Here is a 19,299-nt window from a genome sequence, read left to right on the forward strand (position 1 = left end):
CGTTAATTTAGGGAATGGGTGAAGCAGAACTCTATACTACCACTAATCAGCTCATCATACATTCTGTGATCTTCTTTTATGGGGATGCGGCCAGCAAAGATCTATCCTGGCAAATAGCCAACGACATTAGCAAACACTGGAATGAACCCAACGCCCAAATAAAGATCAATGATGACATGTATACGGTTCAATTTGAAATTGATGGCATTTATGAACCAGATCTTAACCCCGAAAAGGTTTGGTACAACGATAATCCACGCTTTAACTTTTTTCGCATCGAAGAATTTGCCAACGGCAACATTTCCTTTGTAGATGACATCGGCAGTAATACCGGTTATTTTAAACTCGACAACCTTTTACAAACGTCCACTACCGCACCCCATGAATACGGGCACACGATCGGGTTGGTGCATCCTACCAACCTCGACATCAGGGGCAAGGGCATACCCGGTATTATGTATCCCCGCGGCACTATTGTTGACCCGCCCTTTCAATACAATCCCGAAGCCCGGGCCGGCGATAATACCAATGGCGGTACCATGAACCCCGTTTACCGAAAAGTATTACAAGCCGATATAGAAGACTTAAAACTACATAAACTGTTTTTTACCAATTGCAAGGCGGTGGTGGGTGGCTTTTCCAGCCTGTATCATGAAAAGCATACCCCTGCAGTTTCATAAATACCTGATTTTTCTGCCCTTCACCGGTAATATTTACGTGACTGCCGCGACATACTTCTAACACCCGTTAAACAGGTAAACATGGCAATTCTTACCGTTGAGAATCTACATAAAAATTACGGCCCTATTCAGGCATTAAAAGGGGTTTCTTTTTCCGTGCCCAAAGGTTCGGTTTTCGGCATCCTTGGCCCTAACGGCAGTGGCAAAACGACCCTGCTGGGTATTGTCCTGAATGTATTAAAAGCCTCCTCTGGTTCGTTTAAACTGTTTGACGAGGAACCTTCGCATGTGCACCGGCAACAGATTGGTACCCTGCTGGAAACACCCAATTTTTATCATTACCTGAACGCAGTACAGAATTTAACAATAGCGGCTACTATCAAACAACGGGGCAGCGCAGACATAAACCGGGTGTTGGAACTGGTTAACCTGGAACAACGCAAGTTCTCTAAATTCAGCACCTATTCACTGGGCATGAAACAACGACTGGCTATTGCCAGCAGTCTGCTCGGCGACCCCGATGTGCTTATCTTTGATGAACCCACCAATGGCCTCGATCCCGTAGGTATTGCAGAGACCCGGGAGCTGATCAAAAAGTTACACCAGGCCGGTAAAACCATTATCATGGCCAGCCACCTGCTCGATGAGGTGGAGAAAGTTTGCACCCATGTAGCCATTTTGCAAAAAGGCACGCTGCTTACACATGGGCATGTGGATGAAATACTGATCACCGATGAAATTGTAGAAACCGGCGCCGCCAATTTGCAGCAATTGCAAAACATCCTGCAACAATACCCGGGCGCCAAAAGGGTGTATGTAAACGACCAGCATGTTGAATTGACTTTCGCCGCAGGCACCGCCTCACTGGAAGCATTGAACCGGTATTGTTTTGAGCACGGTATAACACTTCATCACCTGCGCCTTCGCAAAAAAAGCCTGGAAACCAAATTCTTTGAACTTACGCAAAACACTAAATAACATGGGGCAATTATTAGCTATAGAATGGATGAAGCTGAAGAACTACCGTGCTTTCTGGATCCTGTTTTGCATTTACCTGGCTACCATCTTTGGCGCTAACTATATCATTTATCGCATTCAATTAATAATATATTCTGAACGCCAGGCAAAGGGAATTGCCACTATGGTGTTGGGCAATCCGCCCTACTCCTTCCCTACGGTTTGGCAGGCAGTTGCCCACGTAAGCAGCTGGCTGTTGTTTATTCCCGGTTTGATCATGATCCTCACCATCACCAACGAATACAGTTTTAAAACACACAGACAAAACATTATCGATGGCTGGACGCGCCAACAATTCATTACCTCCAAAATATTGCTGGCTGCAGCATTTGCTTTATTATCTACCGTAGTGGTAGCTATCACCGCCGTTATCTTTGGTTTTATGTCGGGCGATGCATCTTTTAGTTTTGAAGGCTTCTCTTACATCGGTTATTTTCTGTTACAGGCAATGAGCTATATTATGGTAGCCGTGCTGATGGCAGTGTTATTTAAAAGAGGCGCATTGGCCATTGGGGTATTCTTCGCTTACTCCACAGTACTGGAGCAGATCGTTGTACTGATCTTAAACAAATACGCGGACTATTCCGGCCGGTATTTACCATTGGAAACCACCGATGTGATGGTCCCGTTCCCGCACATTCAACGCGTGATCAATAAATTCCTGGCTACAACGCCCAATTACACGGCCATCTTTATTGTGGCCCTGATATACCTGGCTGCGTATTTATTTATTACAGTCAGAAAATTTCAGACAGACGATATGTAACTACTTTTTCAACAGATCGTCGAGCGCTACTTCCAGGGTGGGAAATAAAAACTGGAAGCCGCTGCTTTTGATCTTTTCACAGCTTACCCGGGCGCTTTTCAGGATCTCGATACTTAATTCTCCCAATACCAGTTTCAACAGGAAAGAAGGAACATAGACAGGAATGTAAAACTTCCCTTTCATTTTTTTAGCCAGGGTCAGCATCAGGTGCTTATTGGTCACCGGTTCGGGGGCTACCATATTGTATTCACCACGTATTCTTTCTTTTTCAATAGCGAGTGCAAACAACCGGCACACATCATCGATGTGGATCCAGCTGGTCACCTGATCACCGCTGCCAAAGAACGTTGCCACACCGGCCTTTACGGGTTTCTTAAACTCTGCCAGGGCACCGCCTTCATTACTTAATACAATGCCACAGCGAAATATTACCAGGCGTTTGTTCAGGGCTGTTACCGGTCTGATAGCATTTTCCCATTGTACGCAGGTATCTCCCAGAAAGCCGGGATCGGCAGGATCACTTTCTGTAAAGAATTTTTGGGAAGGGTTTCTTTTATTATCATCGCCATAAAAGCCAATACCACTCATGCTGATCACAGCCTGTACCTTATTGGTATTTTCCTGCATGGCTTTTACCAGCAGCTGGCCGCTTTGCACCCGGCTGTCAACAATTTCTTTTTTGCGCTTTTTCGACCAGCGTTTATCGGCCACACCGGCACCAGCGAGGTTGATGATAAAATCGGCTTTTTGCAAGGCAGCTATATCAATGGATTGGTTGGCAGGGTCCCAGGCGGCATAGGAAACAGCGCCAGAAGCTGGCCGGGGATGGCGGGTAAGAATAATTACTTCGTGTTGTTTTTCAACCAGGACCTTACTCAGGCTTTTGCCTATGGTACCGGTGCCGCCGGTGATTAATATAGTTGCCATAGTACAAAGGTAGGAGTTGAATCTGATACAAGATGTATTGTCAGTTGTGAGTTGTGAGTTGTCAGTAGTGAGTGGGTTTCCGATATTCGGAGTTCTCTAATTTCCGCGAGTTCGCGAATAGTCGGATTGCCTGGATTTAGGAGGCTAACTCACTACTCACAACTCACTACTGACAACTCACTACTCACAAATAAAAAATCCCCCCGATTAGTCGGGGGGACTACAACTAAAAACAACAATCGCTGTGTTAAAACAATCGATTTATACCTGGTACTTCTGTTCAATGAACCTTTACTCTCAATACAACAGTAGCACACCAGGCGGGATAGATACTAAACAACTATTATTAATCCGGTTTCTTTCCATCTAAAAACGTGTTCAGCGTGGAAATTTGGGTATTATTATTTTCGTCGGTTTTTACTTCATACTTGCTGTAGAAGTTTTCTACGCTTGAAAATGTGTTATACAGTTCCAGATTGCGGCGGATGTATGCCGGCACAGTTTCAAACTCGTTGTTAGGGTCTGCTCCGTTAATGTTGAACGAAAGATTGCGCAATTTTTGAATTCGTTCGGCAGCACGGCGTTTTTGATCTTCTGCTTCGTCTAGCATCGCCAGGTCCTCTGCAGAAATATTGCCGCCACTAACAGGGGGTTGAGAATGGTAGGCCCCAGGCACATCCGTCGCTGAAATATCATCTTTGAAAACCAGATGCAGGTCATTGGAATCATCATCTTCCTGGACCGGTTTTGCACTGGTGTTTCTGACAGGTTCCTTCACAGGGTTGTGTTCTGCCTTGGATTCGTTTGTTTTCGGTTCTGCATAAATATTGGAAGGCTTGGCCAAGTATCCTCCGGATGCTGCAGACACCGAAGAATTATTTTGATTTTTTTGTGCTTGTTGTGTAGCTGGCACAGGGTCGGATGGTTGCGAAAGTACCCATTCGATCCTTTCCGGGGCCTCATTTTTATCCACAGTATTTTTACCTGCGTCGTCATTCGTATAAAGCTCCATCGTAGGTTCGGCAACGGTAGAATCGCCATCGATCAACCGGGGCGCCAGCTCAGGTTTGATCTCCAGGTCACCCTTCTCTCCCTGCTCGGCAACCGGTTGCTCCTTTTTAGGTTTTTCCGGTTGTTGGTTTAAAGAAAGCAGGATTTTCTCATCCTTCTTAGGTTCCACTTTAGGCGTTGCCTTCTTAAAAGGGTCTTTATGTTCAAAACCAGTAGCGATCAGCGTAATGCCTATTTTGTCGCCCAGGGCAGCATCGTAGCCCATACCGAGGATCACATCAGAATCTTCCCCGGCCTGGCTCAATAAATAGTTTTGAATGATCTCCACTTCATCCATGGTAAACTCATGGTCACCTTCCGATGAATTGATATTTATTAATATCCATTTGGCGCCTCGGATATCATTATCGTTCAGCAATGGCGAGTTCAGCGCTTCTTCAATACAACGAATAGCGCGGTCTTCACCCCTGGCAGTTGCACTACCAAGAATAGCCACCCCGCCATTACGCATAATGGTACATACGTCGGCAAAGTCAACGTTGATCTGGCCAGTGCTATTAATTACATCCGTAATACATTTAGCAGCAGTTGCCAATACATTATCTGCTTTGGAGAAAGCATCTTTCATTTTCAGGTTACCAAACTGATGACGCAATTTGTCATTGCTGATCACCAACAGGGTATCAACCGACTGTTTCAGTTGTTTGATGCCATTCTCGGCCTGTGCCTGACGTTTTGGACCTTCATATGAAAACGGGGTAGTTACAATACCTACAGTAAGTATGCCTAATTCCTTACATATTTTGGCAATAATAGGCGCTCCACCGGTACCGGTGCCACCACCCATACCTGCAGTAATAAACGCCATTTTAGTGTTTACTTCCAAAATACGCTTCAGCTCTTCCAGGCTTTCTTCTGTTGCCTGCCGGCCAATTTCCGGATTGGCGCCTGCCCCCAATCCCTGTGTAAGGTGGGGCCCCAACTGCACTTTATTAGGCACCTGGCTTCTTGCTATAGCCTGGGCATCGGTGTTACAAATAATAAAATTTACGCCCTCGATCTGCTGGCCGTACATGTGGTTAACCGCATTGCTACCACCACCTCCTACACCTATGACTTTTAGTATAGATGATTTTTCCTTCGGTAAATCAAAATGAATCATAGCTTACTGTTTAACAGCCCCACCAGCCTACCCTTCACTCGCTGCTGAGACCAGATTAAGAATAATAACGGGTTAGTTTAACAAATTTGCATTGTAATGGTTTACCCATTGTAATGCTGGCATTTTTCATATTCCCCGGATTTTCTTTTTCAATAGGTTGATTGGTGTCGTGGGCCGGAACTCTCATATATATTAATTATAACGCGTGGTCTTCTTCTTCCTTGAACAGTTCAATGATACCATCTTTGAACTTGCCCCAGAAATCTTTAATCCCCTTGCGATTCCTTAACTTTTCTGTTTGCAATTCCTCTTCCTCTTCAAAAACATCTTCTTCTACGAGTTCAGTTTTGCGCAGGTTTTCGGGGATCTCCATTTTCCTGAACTGGTTCTCGAATTGCTTGCGATGATTTTCATAATCGCTGTAGCCTTTCATTATAAGACCGATACAAGTTGAATAAGTTGGGCGGGCCAGTTCTTCAATATGTCCGGCAGCCAGGTGTTCTGTTGGGAAACCGATGCGGGCATTCAAACCGGTTACGTATTCTGTTAACTGGATCAGGTGTTTTAATTGTGAACCTCCACCGGTTAATACGATACCACCATTCAGCATGCGGTTATCCAGGCCAACCTGCTTTAAGTGATAGGTAACAAAATCCATGATCTCACTCATACGTGCCTGTATGATGTTCGCCAGGTTCTTTACACTGATCTCTTTGGCGGGCATTCCACGCAAACCAGGTATGGTAATGAAGGCATTACTGCGGGCTTCATTGGCCAGGGCACTGCCAAACTGCACTTTCATTTGCTCAGCCTGTGTTTTCAATACACCCAAGCCTGTTTTAATATCGTTGGTAATGTTCTCACCACCAAATGGGATAACAGCAGTATGTTTTAATATTCCTTCATAGAACACAGCCAGGTCGGTTGTACCACCACCAATGTCAACAATAGCCACCCCAGCTTCCAGGTCTTCAATTCCCATAACGGCTGCGGCAGATGCCAGTGGTTGCAATACCAGGTCCTTTGTTTTCAATCCACTTTTATCTACAGCACGGGTAATATTGCGGATGGCATTTTTGTCGCCGGTGATGATGTGGAAATTAGCACCAATTTTCACGCCACCATAGCCAATTGGGTTAGGAATATTTTGAAAATTATCAACTGTGAACTCCTGGGGTATCACATCGATGATCTGATCACCGGCAGGAATGTATGTTTTGTATTGATCATTGATCAGCTGATCGATCTCACGTTGCGAAATTTCATCGTCGTTATTCTGACGCACAATATCACCACGGGTTTGCAAGCTTTTTATATGATGACCTGCAATACCAACATATACCTCAGAGATTTCCAAACCGGGATTTGATGCATAACAGTTTTCAAGTGCCATGGTAATGGCCTTGATGGTTTCATCGATATTAAGCACCTGTCCGTGCTTAACACCATTGGAGTTTGCCCGGCCAAAACCGAGGATCTCCAGTTTGCCGAACTCGTTCTTTCGACCGGCAATCGCGGCAATTTTTGTCGTACCGATGTCCAGTCCGACAATAATGGGTTGTTGTTCGTGTTGCATATCTATCCTGTTTTTAGTTGTTGTATAGGGAGTGGCCTATATTAATTCTTCAATCTTCTTATTACTGTAACCTCTTTCTTCTTATGTTCCCTTCACCCCAATCACCTGTCGTGCGTATCGTACATTCAGCCTTTGGTAAACATCCATGCCTGTTTTGCTCAACACCTGCTGGTAAAACAACAGCAACCGCTTAAACTTTTTCTCGTAATCGGTACCATCTCCAAATTCAATGATATGGTTGCCTACAACGGGGATCATGTCAAATGTGCGATCGGGTTGGATGTCTATCTGCGAAACCTGTGCCATCCAGAATTCATCGTGTAACAGGTAATTGCTGATATTGATTATATCCCGCATCATCGCACTATCTGCTCCGGTTAGTTTATCTTTTTCTGATGGAAAGCCGGTAACCACGGGCAAACGGGCCGAGAACTTTTCTGACAGCGGCAGCTTTGCGCCACTGCTATCGATATAAAAGCTATTGCCTTCAGCCGTAAATACCCTGGCAACGGGTACGCGCTCTTCTACACGCACCTGCAATACCCGGCCGTTATCAAAGAACAATTCTGCATCTTTCACCCACACATTACGCTTCAACTGGTTTTCCATCCGGCGCAGGTCGAAGCTTTTTATAGACCGGCCCTTGATGCTGCCCTGGCTGGTTAGTAAGGTGGTGATGTCTTTTTTATCGAGGAACCATTCATTGGCTTTGCCCTCGATGCGGATCTCCTGCCCTTTACAGGTCTTATTGCTCTGCGCTTTCATGGCCGCTGCCAGCAATACTATAGTACCAGCTGCTATTAACAGCCAGAAGATTGCCAGTATCGGTTTTTTGAAAGCGCGTTTCTTTTTCACCTTTGTCAATTATATCGTTTCAATGATCTGCTTAATGGGTTGCACCAGTGTATCTATATCGCCAGCGCCGGCGGTTATCAATAACCAGCCTTCCCCGGTTATTGTTGCCGCTTTGTCTTTCACCCACTGTAACAACTGCTCTTTATTCAACACCTGTTTATGATCATTTTTCATTTTATCCAGTATCGTGTTGCTGGTTACACCCGCTATCGGTAATTCCCTGGCCGGGTAAATAGGCAACAGTACTACTTCATCGGCCATATCCAGCACTTCGGCAAACTCGGCAGCCAGGTCTCTGGTTCGGGTGAACAGGTGTGGTTGAAACAACACGGTGCATTTCATATTCCCAAACAGTCCCTTTGCCCCGGTTATCAATGCGCGCAACTCTTCGGGGTGATGGGCATAATCATCTACAAATACAATTGGCCCCTTCCCGACCTCCTCCGCCAGCTGGCGGAGAGGTGTTGATGATTTGAGAATATATTCAAATCTTCTTCTTACTCCCCGGAATGCTTCCACTGCCGCTTTGATCTTTTCATCTGCTATCCCCAGGTGGTGGGCGATGGCAATGGCTGCGATCACATTCTCTATATTGTGCAATCCGCCCATATTCAACACCACGTTTGTCAGCTTCCAGTCTTTTACCTGTACATCAAATACATAAGTACCATGGTTCATTTGAATATTACTGGCATAAATATCTGCCTGGGTATTCTGCAAATGATAGGTAAGCTGGTTTGGTGCTTTCAGGTCGTTCCCTCTTGGCAAACCATATTTGCTGATCAGCAAACCACCGGGTTTTATTTTACCGGCAAATTCAACGAACGCTTCTTCCATGGCGGCTGTAGTGCCGTAAATGTCAAGGTGGTCGGGGTCCATGGCACTGATCACCGCTACATCGGGGGTTAACCGTAAAAAGCTGCGATCGTATTCATCGGCTTCAACCACACAGGTATCACGTTCATTACTCCAGTAGTTACTGTTGTAATTCACGGCAATGCCCCCTAAAAACGCATTGCAACCATATTCGCTGTGGCGCAGAATGTGCGCCACCATGGTAGTGATGGTTGTTTTGCCATGCGTGCCTGCCACACAGATATTAAAGGAACTTCTTGTTATTGCGCCCAGCACTTCACTCCGTTTTAACAACGGATAGTTGTTTTGCTGGTAGTACATAAACTCGGTATGTCCCTTGGGTACCGCCGGTGTATACACTACTAATTGTGCATCTTTTGGCGCCAGCTCCAGGTTATCGTCATAATGCACCGGAATGCCTTCACTCACCAATTGTTTGGTAAGCGGCGTTTCGGTTTTATCGTACCCACTTACTTCTTTGCCATGAAACCTGAAATAGCGGGCTAATGCGCTCATTCCTATTCCACCGATGCCCAGGAAGTAAACCTTATTTATGTCTTTTATATCGATCATTGTCTTAATTCGTACTTCTTACTTCAGCCGCCTATTATTTTCAAAATTTCGTTTGCTACAACTTCATCAGCATTGGTAACAGCCAACTCCCCTATATTCTCCCGCAGCATTTGTTGCTGATCGTTGTCTTTTGCCAGGGCAATCACTGTTGGAACCAGCTTTTCCTTCGCCTCACTGTCCCTGATCATCAGACCAGCCTGTTTGTTCACCAGGTTTTGCGCATTGGCCGTTTGATGGTCTTCTGCGGCAAATGGAAAGGGAACAAACACCACGGGCTTTTTGGCCACACATAATTCCGCTACCGACATGGCCCCCGCTCTTGATACAACTATATCTGCCGCCGCATAGGCATATTCCATTTGGGTAATAAAACTATTGGCCCAGATGTTTTTGTTTTCTGCTGCAAGGGCACTGGCTTTTTCGGCATACGGCTTGCCTGTTTGCCAAATCAGCTGCACATTGTTTTGTGAAAAGGCTCCAATGCCGGCATCAATCGCTTCGTTAATGCCTTTGGCACCTAAACTACCGCCCGTAACAAAAACTGTTTTCTTGGCCGGCTCCAACCCAAAGAACTGAATTCCCTCACTACGGCTGATCTTGTTGGTTACAATGTTCTGCCGTACCGGGTTACCCGTGACCATGATCTTTTCTGCGGGAAAGAACTTTTCCATTCCATCGGTGGCCACAAATATTTTACGGGCCTGTTTGCCCAGCAGCATATTCGATTTACCAGCGAAGGAATTGGCTTCATGTATGAAGGTGGCAATGCCCTGGGCCTGCGCATACCGCAGTACCGGAAAACTTGAATAACCACCCACACCAATCACCGCATCAGGTTGAAACGCTTTTATGATGCTTCGAACCTGCCAGAAACTTTTTATCAGTTTAAATGGCAGACCGATATTTTTGATCAAAGAACTTCTGTTAAAACCGGCAATGTCAAGCCCTTTTATTGCATACCCCGCCTGCGGCACTTTTTCCATTTCCATTTTTCCTTTGGCGCCCACAAACAGGATGTCGATGCCTGGTTGCAGTTTACGCAATGCGTGTGCAATTGCTACTGCGGGAAAAATATGTCCGCCTGTTCCACCACCTGCTATGATTATCCGGTGGCCTCCCCCAACCCCTCCAGAGGAGGGGGGCTGGTTACCTAATATTTTATTTTGCGACTCGCTCATTGCACATTTATTTTTAGGCTCACTTACCTTGCTTCAGATCATTCATTGCTATATCTGTCAGCGGTTTCAACGCTGCCAGCTTTGCGGCCTTCTCCTCAGTTGTTTCCACTTTCTCCTTTTCTTTCTTTTTTGTCAATTTTGCCTTTTTGACTACCGGTGCTTCTTCTTCCACCTCTTCTTCTGCGATATCATCCTTTTGCTTTTTGGCGGAGGGTTTCTCTTGTTCTCCTCCACCGGGGGAGTTAGAGGGGGCCTCCAGTTGCTCCACATTACGGGCCACACTCAGGATGATGCCGATGGCCAGACAGGTAAACAGGAAGGAGCTTCCGCCCATACTTACCAATGGTAAGGTTACCCCCGTTACCGGAAACAGGTTCACGGTTACGGCCATATTGATCAGTGCCTGGATCACCAGCGTAAAGCTTAGCCCCAACGCCAGAAATGCCCCAAATGCATAAGGACATTTTTTAAATATTTTTATACTCCTCAATAGGAAGAGCAGATATATAAAGATCAAAAAACCGCCTCCCGCCAGTCCGTATTCTTCAATGATGATCGCAAAAATGAAATCAGAATACGGATGCGGTAAAAAGTTCCGCGTTTGGCTGTTACCGGGTCCCAATCCCAGCAATCCGCCTTTTGCTATGGCAATCTTCGACTGGTTTATCTGGTAGTTTTCGTCTTTGTCAACCTGTTTGCTGTCGTAAATAAAATTCTGCACGCGACTGATCCAGGTGGGCACGCGTGCAATGTGTAAAAAGAAGGGCAGCTCGGCGCACTTCTCTTCTTTTTTATCGTAGAACCCGATGGCCAGCATTACCAGGAAGGCAACCGGGATCAATGCTACCCCAATGGTCATCAACAGGTGTTTGGTGCTTACGCGGCCTATAAATAACAACAACATACTGGTAGCTCCTACCAGTAATGCAGTCGACAGGTTGGCGGGCGCAATCAATACACAAATGATGCCCACCGGTATGATCACCGGAATAAATCCTTTTTTGAAATCTTTGATCACTTCCTGTTTCTTGCTCAGCAGCCGGCTCAGGAACATGAACAGCGACAGCTTTGCGAGATCGGAAGTTTGAAAGGTTAAATTAATGATAGGTAACCGGATCCAGCGGCTACCTTCATTCAGTTTTAAACCAAAGAATAATGTATAGATCAATAATGGCACAGATGCCATGAATAATATGCGTGCTACCCGGCTCCACAGTGTATAATTAACCCGGTGCGAAAAATAAATGATGCCCAGGCCCACAGCGGTAAATACCACCTGTTTAAACAGGTATACCTCCGTGTTTCCGCGGTTATACTTGTATGCCAGCAAGCCGGTTGAGCTGTAAACTGCAAGCATTGATACCACGGCCAATACCACTACTATTGCCCAGATCACTTTATCACCCCTGGTTTTGCTTAGCAAGCCAGCTGCACTTCTACCGTTAGGCAGATTTCCTCCTTTTAACGATATGTCGTTTGCGCCCGTCATTATCTATATAACAGAATGTCTTTTCCAGTGTACTTACTTCTTACTACTTACCCCTCTCCTTCGTTACTTGCAATTCATAACTCGCGAACTGCCTGTTTGAACTGATCGCCGCGATCTTCATAGTTCTTGAACAGATCGAAGCTGGCGCAGGCCGGGCTCAACAACACGGTATCGCCGGGACTGGCTAAATGAAATGCTGCTTTTACCGCTTCCTCGGCACTGCTGGTGTTTACCATCAGCTGCACATCGTTTTTAAAAGCTTCCTGTATTTTGCCATTATCAGTACCCAGACAAACGATCGCTTTTACTTTTTCGCGAACGAGGTCTAACAATACTGAATAATCATTTCCTTTATCTACACCACCCAGTATAAGAATGGTAGGACGTTCCATGCTTTCCAGCGCAAACCAGGTACTGTTCACGTTGGTGGCTTTGCTGTCGTTGATAAATTCAACACCACGCACTGTAGACACCGGCTCCATTCTGTGTGCCAGCGACTCAAACGTTTGCACGGCTACGCGGATCTTCTCCTTGCGGATCCCCATCGTTACGCCACCTAAAGCTGCTGCCATTGTGTTATTCTGGTTGTGTTTGCCCTTTAAAGTAAAATCACTCACATTCATCTGCATCTTCTCATCGTCAACTGTAACAGTCATCTGTCCGTTCCTGATAAAGCCGCCCTGGGGTAATTCTTTACTCATACTGAATGGTAATGGGTTAGATTTGATGGAATATTTCTCTAAGTATTGCATGGTCACCGGGTCATCGGCACAGTAAATGAAATAGTCATGCGCTGTTTGGTTCTCCGCAATTCTGAACTTACTGTGTATATAATTTTCGAACCGGTAATCATAGCGATCCAAATGATCTTCTGAGATATTGGTAAGTATAGCTACATCCGGTCTGAACGTTTGGATATCATCTAACTGAAAACTGCTGATCTCGGCCACATACAATTCTTTTGGATCTTCAGCAACCTGTTTCGCAAATGAATATCCGATGTTCCCTACGAGCGCACAATCCAACCCTGCGGTTTTGCAAATGTGGTACATGAGCGACGTCGTAGTGGTTTTTCCGTTACTACCGGTAATGCCAATGATCTTACTGTTGCCTTTGTAGCGATACGCAAATTCAATTTCACTGATAACCGGTATTCCTTTTTTCCTGATCTTCTTTACCAGCTCGTTCTTTTCAGGAATGCCCGGACTCTTCATCACTTCATCTGCATTCAGGATCTTTTCTTCGGTATGTTGATTTGCTTCCCACTCTATCTGATACTTATTCAACTCCTCTTTATACTTCTCTTTTATTGGTCCACCGTCTGATACAAAAACATCATACCCTTTCTGCCTGCCAAGGATGGCAGTGCCTACGCCGCTTTCGCCGGCACCAAGTATTACCAAACGCTTACTCATTGTAATTACTAACTCCATTAACGCCTTTGACGTTTCAGTCAGAGACAACTTTATTATTAATCGGGATTACACCGGATTAAAGGGGGTTCTTCGCTAGTTTGAATTCATACTGCCTTACCACACTCCTACCTACTACTATGATTGGTTTTCCTTAAGTGGAAATTCAGAGTGATGGTTTTTCAGTAATTCACTTGCTATGTTTTTTAAGGTACCGGCTAACCGATCACGCTTTTTATTATCTTACTTTCAAAGTCACTATCGCGAACACGATGCACAGAATGGTTACAATCCAGAACCTTGTTACGATCTTCGACTCATGATACCCCAGTTTCTGGTAGTGGTGGTGTAGCGGGCTCATCAGGAAGATGCGTTTGCCCTCACCATATTTCCGTTTTGTGTATTTGAAATAGGAAACCTGCAAACTTACGCTCAACACTTCCACCAGGAACACCCCGCAAAAAATGGGGATCAACAATTCTTTCCGCACAATGATGGCCAGTGCTGCAATGATACCGCCCAGTGTCAAACTTCCGGTATCACCCATAAACACCTGCGCCGGATAGGCATTGTACCACAGGAACCCTACACACGCCCCGATCAACGCACCAATGAATATACTCAGCTCACCCAGATTGGGGATATACATGATATTCAAATATTCCGCAAAGCGAATGTTACCACTGGCATAGGCAAAGATGCCCAAACACGCCCCGATGATCGCACTCGTTCCCGTTGCCAGTCCATCTATACCATCGGTTATATTGGCGCCGTTCGATACCGCAGTTACTATAAAGATCACGATGATCACATACAGGATCCAGGTCAGTCCACGTAAACCGGCAGGTAACAACTTTGAATAGTTGAACTCGTGCGATTTTACAAACGGGATGGTAGTAATAGGTTCGTTTGCTTCTACAAATATTTTCTCCCGGTTATCGATGGGCACCCGGTGGATCTTTACGGTACTTGTATCGGCAGGTAACGTATCACCGGTGAACTCGCGCCAGGCTTTGGTATTGTCGTTAAACAACAGCACCATGCCTACCACAAAACCTAACACTACCTGGCCCAGCACTTTAAACCAGCCGGCCAATCCGTCTTTATCGCCTTTTTTATATGCTATACCTTGTTGCTGGGCCAGCTTTTTGGCGCGCAGCTTCAGGTAATCATCTATAAATCCTATCAGGCCCAGCCATACGGTTGCAAAAAGCATGAGCCGGATGTATGCCTTGCTCAGATCGGCCAGCAACAGCGTGGGCACCAGAATGGCAGTGATGATAATGAAACCACCCATGGTAGGGGTTCCCTTTTTTTGTGCCTCACCTGCCAGGCCCAGGTCACGTACTGTTTCGCCCACCTGTTTTTTACGCAGGTAATTGATGAACTTTTTTCCAAACACTGCTGATATCACCAGCGATAAAATAACCGCCAGCAATACCCGGGATGTAATGAACTGGAACAGTGCATTACCCGGGATTTTAACCCCCAAAGCCTTCAGCCAATCAATTAAATGGTACAGCATATTGGTATTTTTAGGTGTACGATCTCGTCATCGCTATTTTTCATACAGCTCAAACATTTCGCGCATCACCTGCTTGTCGTCAAAAGGATGTTTCACTCCTTTTATTTCCTGATATTTTTCGTGGCCCTTGCCTGCTATCAACAATATATCACCTGGTTTTGCCAAACTCACCGCCAGTTTAATGGCTTCCTTGCGATCGACCACAGTTACATATTTTCTTTTGGCGGCCGTGTTCAACCCGTTTTCCATATCAGCCAGGATCTGCATTGGATCTTCGCTGCGTGGATTATCGGAGGTGAACACTACCTTATCACTGTGCTCGCAGGTCACTTCTGCCATCACCGGCCGTTTGGTTTTGTCGCGATCGCCGCCACAACCCACTACCGTAATGATCTGCTCGTGCCCTTCGCGCAATTTTTTTATGGTTTGCAACACATTCAGCAATGCATCGGGCGTGTGGGCATAATCTACAATCCCGATTATATGCTGGTTGGGTGAAATGATATAATCAAAGCGGCCTTCTGCCCCGGTGATCTCACTCAAACACCGCAATACTTCCTGTTTATCTTCTCCCAAACAAATAGCGGCACCATATACAGCCAGCAGGTTGTAGGCATTGAACTCACCAATCAGGCGGAAGTGTACTTCCTGTTCATTGATGGTCATTACCAAACCGGTAAGCCTGTTTTCCAGGATCTTTCCTTTGAATTCGGCCATCGTACGCAAACTGTACAGGTATTTGTGTGCGTGTGTGTTTTGCAGCATTACCTGACCGCGTTTGTCGTCGGCATTTGAGATCGCAAATGCATCCGAAGGCAGCGAGTCGAAAAACGATTTCTTTACCCGGATGTATTCATCAAAAGTTTTGTGATAATCCAGGTGATCGTGGGTAATGTTGCTGAACAAACCACCGGCATACTTTAAACCGCTGATGCGATGCTGGTGAATGGCATGTGAGCTGGTTTCCATAAATACATGGGTACAGCCGCTGTTCACCATTTGTTGCAGCAAAGCATTCAGTGTAATGGCATCCGGTGTGGTATGGGTGGCTTGCACTACTTCATTACCTATATGGTTTTGAACCGTGCTCAACAATCCACACTTATATCCCAATGATGTAAAGAGCTTGAATAATAAGGTAGCAATGGTGGTTTTACCGTTGGTGCCGGTTACGCCTACCAGCTGAATCTTTTCTGAAGGCTGGCCGTAAAAGTTATGCGCCATAAAACCTGCTGCTGCTGCACTGTTCTCTACCTGCACATAGGTTACTCCCTCTTTCAGCTCAGCCGGCATGGTTTCACAAATAATTCCGGTGGCACCCTGCATAATTACCTGATCGATATACTGGTGACCATCCGTTGCCGAACCCTTCACTGCAATGAATACCGATCCTTCACTTACCTTCCGTGAATCCAGCTGCAGGTCACGCACAGGTATATTGGTATTACCATGTACCGAGCGAATGCTTACTTTATATAATATGTCCTGCAGTGTCACGTTATCTGTTTATTTAATTCAATTCTAGATTTACTGTTTGATGTGTGCTTACATAGGTTCCCGGTTCAATACTCTGACTGGTTATTTTTCCCCGGCCATGAAACACCACTTTTAATTTTCTGTTCTCCAACAGGAACAGGGCATCTTTTAAACCCATACCCCGCATATCGGGCATTATATTGTTGGCGACCGCTCTTTTGCTCAACACCGATTGATCAGCCGCTACCGACAACCGCGACCATTCATCTGTTTTAACCGAATCGCGGTATTTCATCTTCAGGGTCGACATCACTTCTTTTATATCATCTGTAGCACCGGCATATTGATAATTACTGCTGTCTTTTTTCAGCGCCACCTGTCTTATTCCCTGATCTGCATGTTGTGCATACAACTTATCAGCGATCTCCTTAAACACCGGTCCGGCAATTTTAGCGCCATAATATACCGGAGCGAAAGGTTTGTTCTTGATCACCACTATGCAACTGTATTGCGGGTGACTGGCCGGAAAATAACCGGCGAATGATGACTGATAGATTTTGTCTTTATAACCGTTGGCACCGTTGGCCATTAAAGCGGTACCGGTTTTGCCGGCTGCTTTGTAAGGCGCGCCTCTCAATAATTCGGCGGCGGTTCCATCGGTGCAAACACCTTCCAGGCATTCGCGTAAGAGCTTCAATGTTTTTTCGCTGCAAATAGCTTCTTCCAATACTTCCGGCTGATTCTCCTTCACCTTTGCCCCGTTTTCCATTACCGCATTTACCAGGTAAGGTTTCATCATTTTGCCATCATTCGCCACTGCATTATATAACATCAATGTCTGCAAAGGACTTACCAGTACTTCATATCCAAAACTCATCCATGGCAACGAAGTTGAACTCCATGATTTTGATTTGGGCGTTTTTACAACCGGCTTCGATTCACCCATCAGGTCAATGCCTGTTTGCTGATCGAATCGCAGTTTCTTAATGTGATTTACAAACCGGGTCGGACTTTTTGAATAATAGGTCATTGCCAGTTTCGCCATGCCTACATTCGAACTCAATTCAAATGCATGTTTTATAGTGGCGTCTGTTCCATGATCTTCTGTATCGTATACCGTTCTTCCATTCACATTCCAGCTTCCGCCTTCGAGATCGATGTGTTGCTGCAAAGTTATCAATTGATCTTCGAGCAGCGACAACATGGTTGCCAGTTTAAATGTGGAACCAGGTTCCGATGCCTGAATGGCGTAATTGAAGTTCTCCCAATAACTGCCATCTTCTCTCCTGCTCAGGTTGGCAATGGCTTTTATTTTTCCTGTTGCCACTTCCATTACTACACAAGTGCCATATTCACATTCATTTGTAACCAGCACATTCTCCAACGCATTCTCCGCAATGTCCTGAATATTTACATCCAGCGTGGTGATAATGTCTCTCCCGTTCTGTGGTTCAATTTCCGAGCCATCTACAGGTGCAAATACGCCGGCCGCAATTTTTCTCATCAAACGTTTTCCACTTTCACCGCGCAGTTGTTCGTCGTACGTTTTCTCAAGCCCCACATTCATACTGCGCATGATGCCGCCACTATCTATGTATTCGCGTGATAACCCGATGGTTCTGTTTGCCAACAGGCCAAACGGGTTCAGTCTTTTATCTTTTACATCAGCAATGAAACCACTTTTGTTTTTTCCTTCGCGCACCAGGGGCAAACTTCGTAACTGTTTATATTGCTGAAATGTCAGGTTCTTTTTTAACAAATAGTACCGGTTCTTTTTCCGGTAACCGGTTTTCAATTCTTTACGCCACGATGCCATATTCTTTTCGGGAAACATGGCTGCCAGTCCAATCGATAATGAATCCAGGTTATCGTCGAACCGTTTTCCGCCTTTATCTCGCAACCCTTCTGCTGCAAAGTCAATATAGATATCGAAATATGGTGTAGAGGTACTAAGCATGCGGCCGTCTTCGCTGTAAATAGTGCCGCGTTGTGCATCGATCTCTACGAATTTCTGTTGTTGTTCCTTTGCCTGTTCACGCCAGTAAGGCCCCTGCACCTGCTGAATGTATACGGCCCGGCCCAGTATTAACAAACTGAATACCACGATGCCCAGAAAGGCCACGTACACCCGCCATAATATGTCCTTTTTTACTTCCAAGGTTAGTTTCTCTATTCTTCATTTTTCGCCGTAGAATCAACCAGCACAGCCGGCGGCACTCTCAATTCTTTCAATCCCAGTGGTTCTACTGCCTTCGCCATTTCACTTTGTTTACTACGGAACATCACTTCACTTTTCAAAAACTTGTATTCGTATTGCAGTTCCTTCAGGTCGCGGTTTACTTTGTTTATGTTGCGTACGGTATTGTCTGCATAATGTCCGTTCGCGATGTACACAATGGCCAGTACTGCCAGGAACAGGAAATAGGGTAAATTCTTCACTATCCACCTGTATCCAAACAACCGCTTCCGTTGTCTTCTTCTACGCGATATTTCTTTTTCTTCACTCATTTTTTAATCAAATAGCGGTCAGACAGGTGCTATCCGTCTAACCGCTAATGAAAGCTTAATTCACGAGGCGTAATTAAAATTGCAATTTCTAATACCCTTTATTTTATTATGAGAACAAGAACTCTTTTGGATCGTGAAACGGCAGAAGGCAGAGGGCAGAAGGCAGAAAGAAATACACTGTTGCGCGGCCTTCCTTTTTCAACCCTATCAACTCTGTCAACCTGCTTTATTCCACTAACTCCCTACTTTCTCGTTAACTTGTCAACTTATCAACTCTTTCAACCCTGTC

15 protein-coding genes are annotated in these 19,299 nt (G+C 45.4%); 3 read left to right on the top strand and 12 right to left on the bottom strand.

The genetic code is table 11. From position 1 onward, the window contains the following. The first annotated feature begins 14 nt into the window (after positions 1–14). The 3 genes from BMX95_RS31170 to BMX95_RS31180 all read left to right on the top strand — a co-directional run bounded on the left by BMX95_RS31170 (position 15) and on the right by BMX95_RS31180 (position 2,463). Complete coding sequence (locus tag BMX95_RS31170) at positions 15–680, top strand: peptidase M10 (protein WP_081200790.1); 666 nt, start codon at positions 15–17, stop codon at positions 678–680. Positions 681–761: 81 nt separating this feature from the next. Next, positions 762–1,658 (top strand): ABC transporter ATP-binding protein, encoded by an 897-nt coding sequence (locus BMX95_RS31175; RefSeq protein ID WP_081200789.1) that lies wholly within the window; start codon positions 762–764, stop codon positions 1,656–1,658. 1 nt (position 1,659) lies between these two features. Beyond that, positions 1,660–2,463 (top strand): ABC transporter permease, encoded by an 804-nt coding sequence (locus tag BMX95_RS31180; protein WP_081200788.1) that lies wholly within the window; start codon positions 1,660–1,662, stop codon positions 2,461–2,463. Here BMX95_RS31180 and BMX95_RS31185 read toward each other — a convergent pair whose 3' ends face one another. The 12 genes from BMX95_RS31185 to BMX95_RS31240 all read right to left on the bottom strand — a co-directional run bounded on the left by BMX95_RS31185 (position 2,464) and on the right by BMX95_RS31240 (position 19,010). Beyond that, a complete protein-coding gene (locus tag BMX95_RS31185) occupies positions 2,464–3,390 on the bottom strand; it encodes a TIGR01777 family oxidoreductase (RefSeq protein ID WP_081200787.1) in 927 nt (308 codons plus the stop codon). Positions 3,391–3,736: 346 nt separating this feature from the next. Continuing rightward, the gene (ftsZ, locus tag BMX95_RS31190; RefSeq protein WP_081200786.1) at positions 3,737–5,563 is read right to left on the bottom strand and encodes a cell division protein FtsZ; all 1,827 of its coding nucleotides are present in this window, start codon (positions 5,561–5,563) and stop codon (positions 3,737–3,739) included. 196 nt (positions 5,564–5,759) lie between these two features. Then, positions 5,760–7,139, bottom strand: a complete 1,380-nt coding sequence (ftsA, locus tag BMX95_RS31195) for a cell division protein FtsA (RefSeq protein WP_081200785.1) — start codon at positions 7,137–7,139, stop codon at positions 5,760–5,762. An 81-nt stretch (positions 7,140–7,220) separates the two neighbouring features. Continuing rightward, positions 7,221–7,994, bottom strand: a complete 774-nt coding sequence (locus BMX95_RS31200) for a cell division protein FtsQ/DivIB (RefSeq protein ID WP_133053924.1) — start codon at positions 7,992–7,994, stop codon at positions 7,221–7,223. 9 nt (positions 7,995–8,003) lie between these two features. Beyond that, positions 8,004–9,422, bottom strand: a complete 1,419-nt coding sequence (gene murC, locus BMX95_RS31205; protein WP_081200783.1) for a UDP-N-acetylmuramate--L-alanine ligase — start codon at positions 9,420–9,422, stop codon at positions 8,004–8,006. A 23-nt stretch (positions 9,423–9,445) separates the two neighbouring features. Next, on the bottom strand, positions 9,446–10,600 hold the full coding sequence (murG, locus tag BMX95_RS31210) for an undecaprenyldiphospho-muramoylpentapeptide beta-N-acetylglucosaminyltransferase (protein WP_081200782.1): 1,155 nt from the start codon (positions 10,598–10,600) through the stop codon (positions 9,446–9,448). Positions 10,601–10,619: 19 nt separating this feature from the next. After that, a complete protein-coding gene (locus BMX95_RS31215) occupies positions 10,620–12,089 on the bottom strand; it encodes an FtsW/RodA/SpoVE family cell cycle protein (protein WP_081200781.1) in 1,470 nt (489 codons plus the stop codon). 74 nt (positions 12,090–12,163) lie between these two features. Then, positions 12,164–13,504, bottom strand: a complete 1,341-nt coding sequence (murD, locus tag BMX95_RS31220; protein ID WP_165758943.1) for a UDP-N-acetylmuramoyl-L-alanine--D-glutamate ligase — start codon at positions 13,502–13,504, stop codon at positions 12,164–12,166. 235 nt (positions 13,505–13,739) lie between these two features. Then, complete coding sequence (mraY, locus tag BMX95_RS31225; protein ID WP_081200779.1) at positions 13,740–15,026, bottom strand: phospho-N-acetylmuramoyl-pentapeptide-transferase; 1,287 nt, start codon at positions 15,024–15,026, stop codon at positions 13,740–13,742. 33 nt (positions 15,027–15,059) lie between these two features. Further along, positions 15,060–16,523 carry a UDP-N-acetylmuramoyl-L-alanyl-D-glutamate--2,6-diaminopimelate ligase gene (locus BMX95_RS31230; RefSeq protein ID WP_081200778.1) on the bottom strand — a complete coding sequence of 488 codons (1,464 nt, stop codon included), beginning with the start codon at positions 16,521–16,523 and terminating at the stop codon, positions 15,060–15,062. 13 nt (positions 16,524–16,536) lie between these two features. Then, positions 16,537–18,660: a penicillin-binding protein gene (locus BMX95_RS31235; RefSeq protein ID WP_081200777.1), complete on the bottom strand. Its 2,124-nt coding sequence runs from the start codon at positions 18,658–18,660 to the stop codon at positions 16,537–16,539. Positions 18,661–18,671: 11 nt separating this feature from the next. Continuing rightward, positions 18,672–19,010: an FtsL-like putative cell division protein gene (locus tag BMX95_RS31240; RefSeq protein ID WP_081200776.1), complete on the bottom strand. Its 339-nt coding sequence runs from the start codon at positions 19,008–19,010 to the stop codon at positions 18,672–18,674. Between the last annotated feature and the right edge of the window lie 289 nt (positions 19,011–19,299).

The sequence above is a fragment of the Niastella yeongjuensis genome (assembly GCF_900110245.1).
Lineage (GTDB): Bacteria > Bacteroidota > Bacteroidia > Chitinophagales > Chitinophagaceae > Niastella > Niastella yeongjuensis.

Bases quoted from the DNA above. Each gene is read 5' to 3' on its own strand.
- BMX95_RS31170 (WP_081200790.1), top strand. From the start codon at position 15: ATGGGTGAAGCAGAACTCTATACTACCACTAATCAGCTCATCATACAT.
- BMX95_RS31175 (WP_081200789.1), top strand. From the start codon at position 762: ATGGCAATTCTTACCGTTGAGAATCTACATAAAAATTACGGCCCTATT.
- BMX95_RS31180 (WP_081200788.1), top strand. From the start codon at position 1,660: ATGGGGCAATTATTAGCTATAGAATGGATGAAGCTGAAGAACTACCGT.
- BMX95_RS31185 (WP_081200787.1), bottom strand. From the start codon at position 3,390: ATGGCAACTATATTAATCACCGGCGGCACCGGTACCATAGGCAAAAGC.
- ftsZ (WP_081200786.1), bottom strand. From the start codon at position 5,563: ATGATTCATTTTGATTTACCGAAGGAAAAATCATCTATACTAAAAGTC.
- ftsA (WP_081200785.1), bottom strand. From the start codon at position 7,139: ATGCAACACGAACAACAACCCATTATTGTCGGACTGGACATCGGTACG.
- murC (WP_081200783.1), bottom strand. From the start codon at position 9,422: ATGATCGATATAAAAGACATAAATAAGGTTTACTTCCTGGGCATCGGT.
- murG (WP_081200782.1), bottom strand. From the start codon at position 10,600: ATGAGCGAGTCGCAAAATAAAATATTAGGTAACCAGCCCCCCTCCTCT.
- BMX95_RS31215 (WP_081200781.1), bottom strand. From the start codon at position 12,089: ATGACGGGCGCAAACGACATATCGTTAAAAGGAGGAAATCTGCCTAAC.
- murD (WP_165758943.1), bottom strand. From the start codon at position 13,504: ATGAGTAAGCGTTTGGTAATACTTGGTGCCGGCGAAAGCGGCGTAGGC.
- mraY (WP_081200779.1), bottom strand. From the start codon at position 15,026: ATGCTGTACCATTTAATTGATTGGCTGAAGGCTTTGGGGGTTAAAATC.
- BMX95_RS31240 (WP_081200776.1), bottom strand. From the start codon at position 19,010: ATGAGTGAAGAAAAAGAAATATCGCGTAGAAGAAGACAACGGAAGCGG.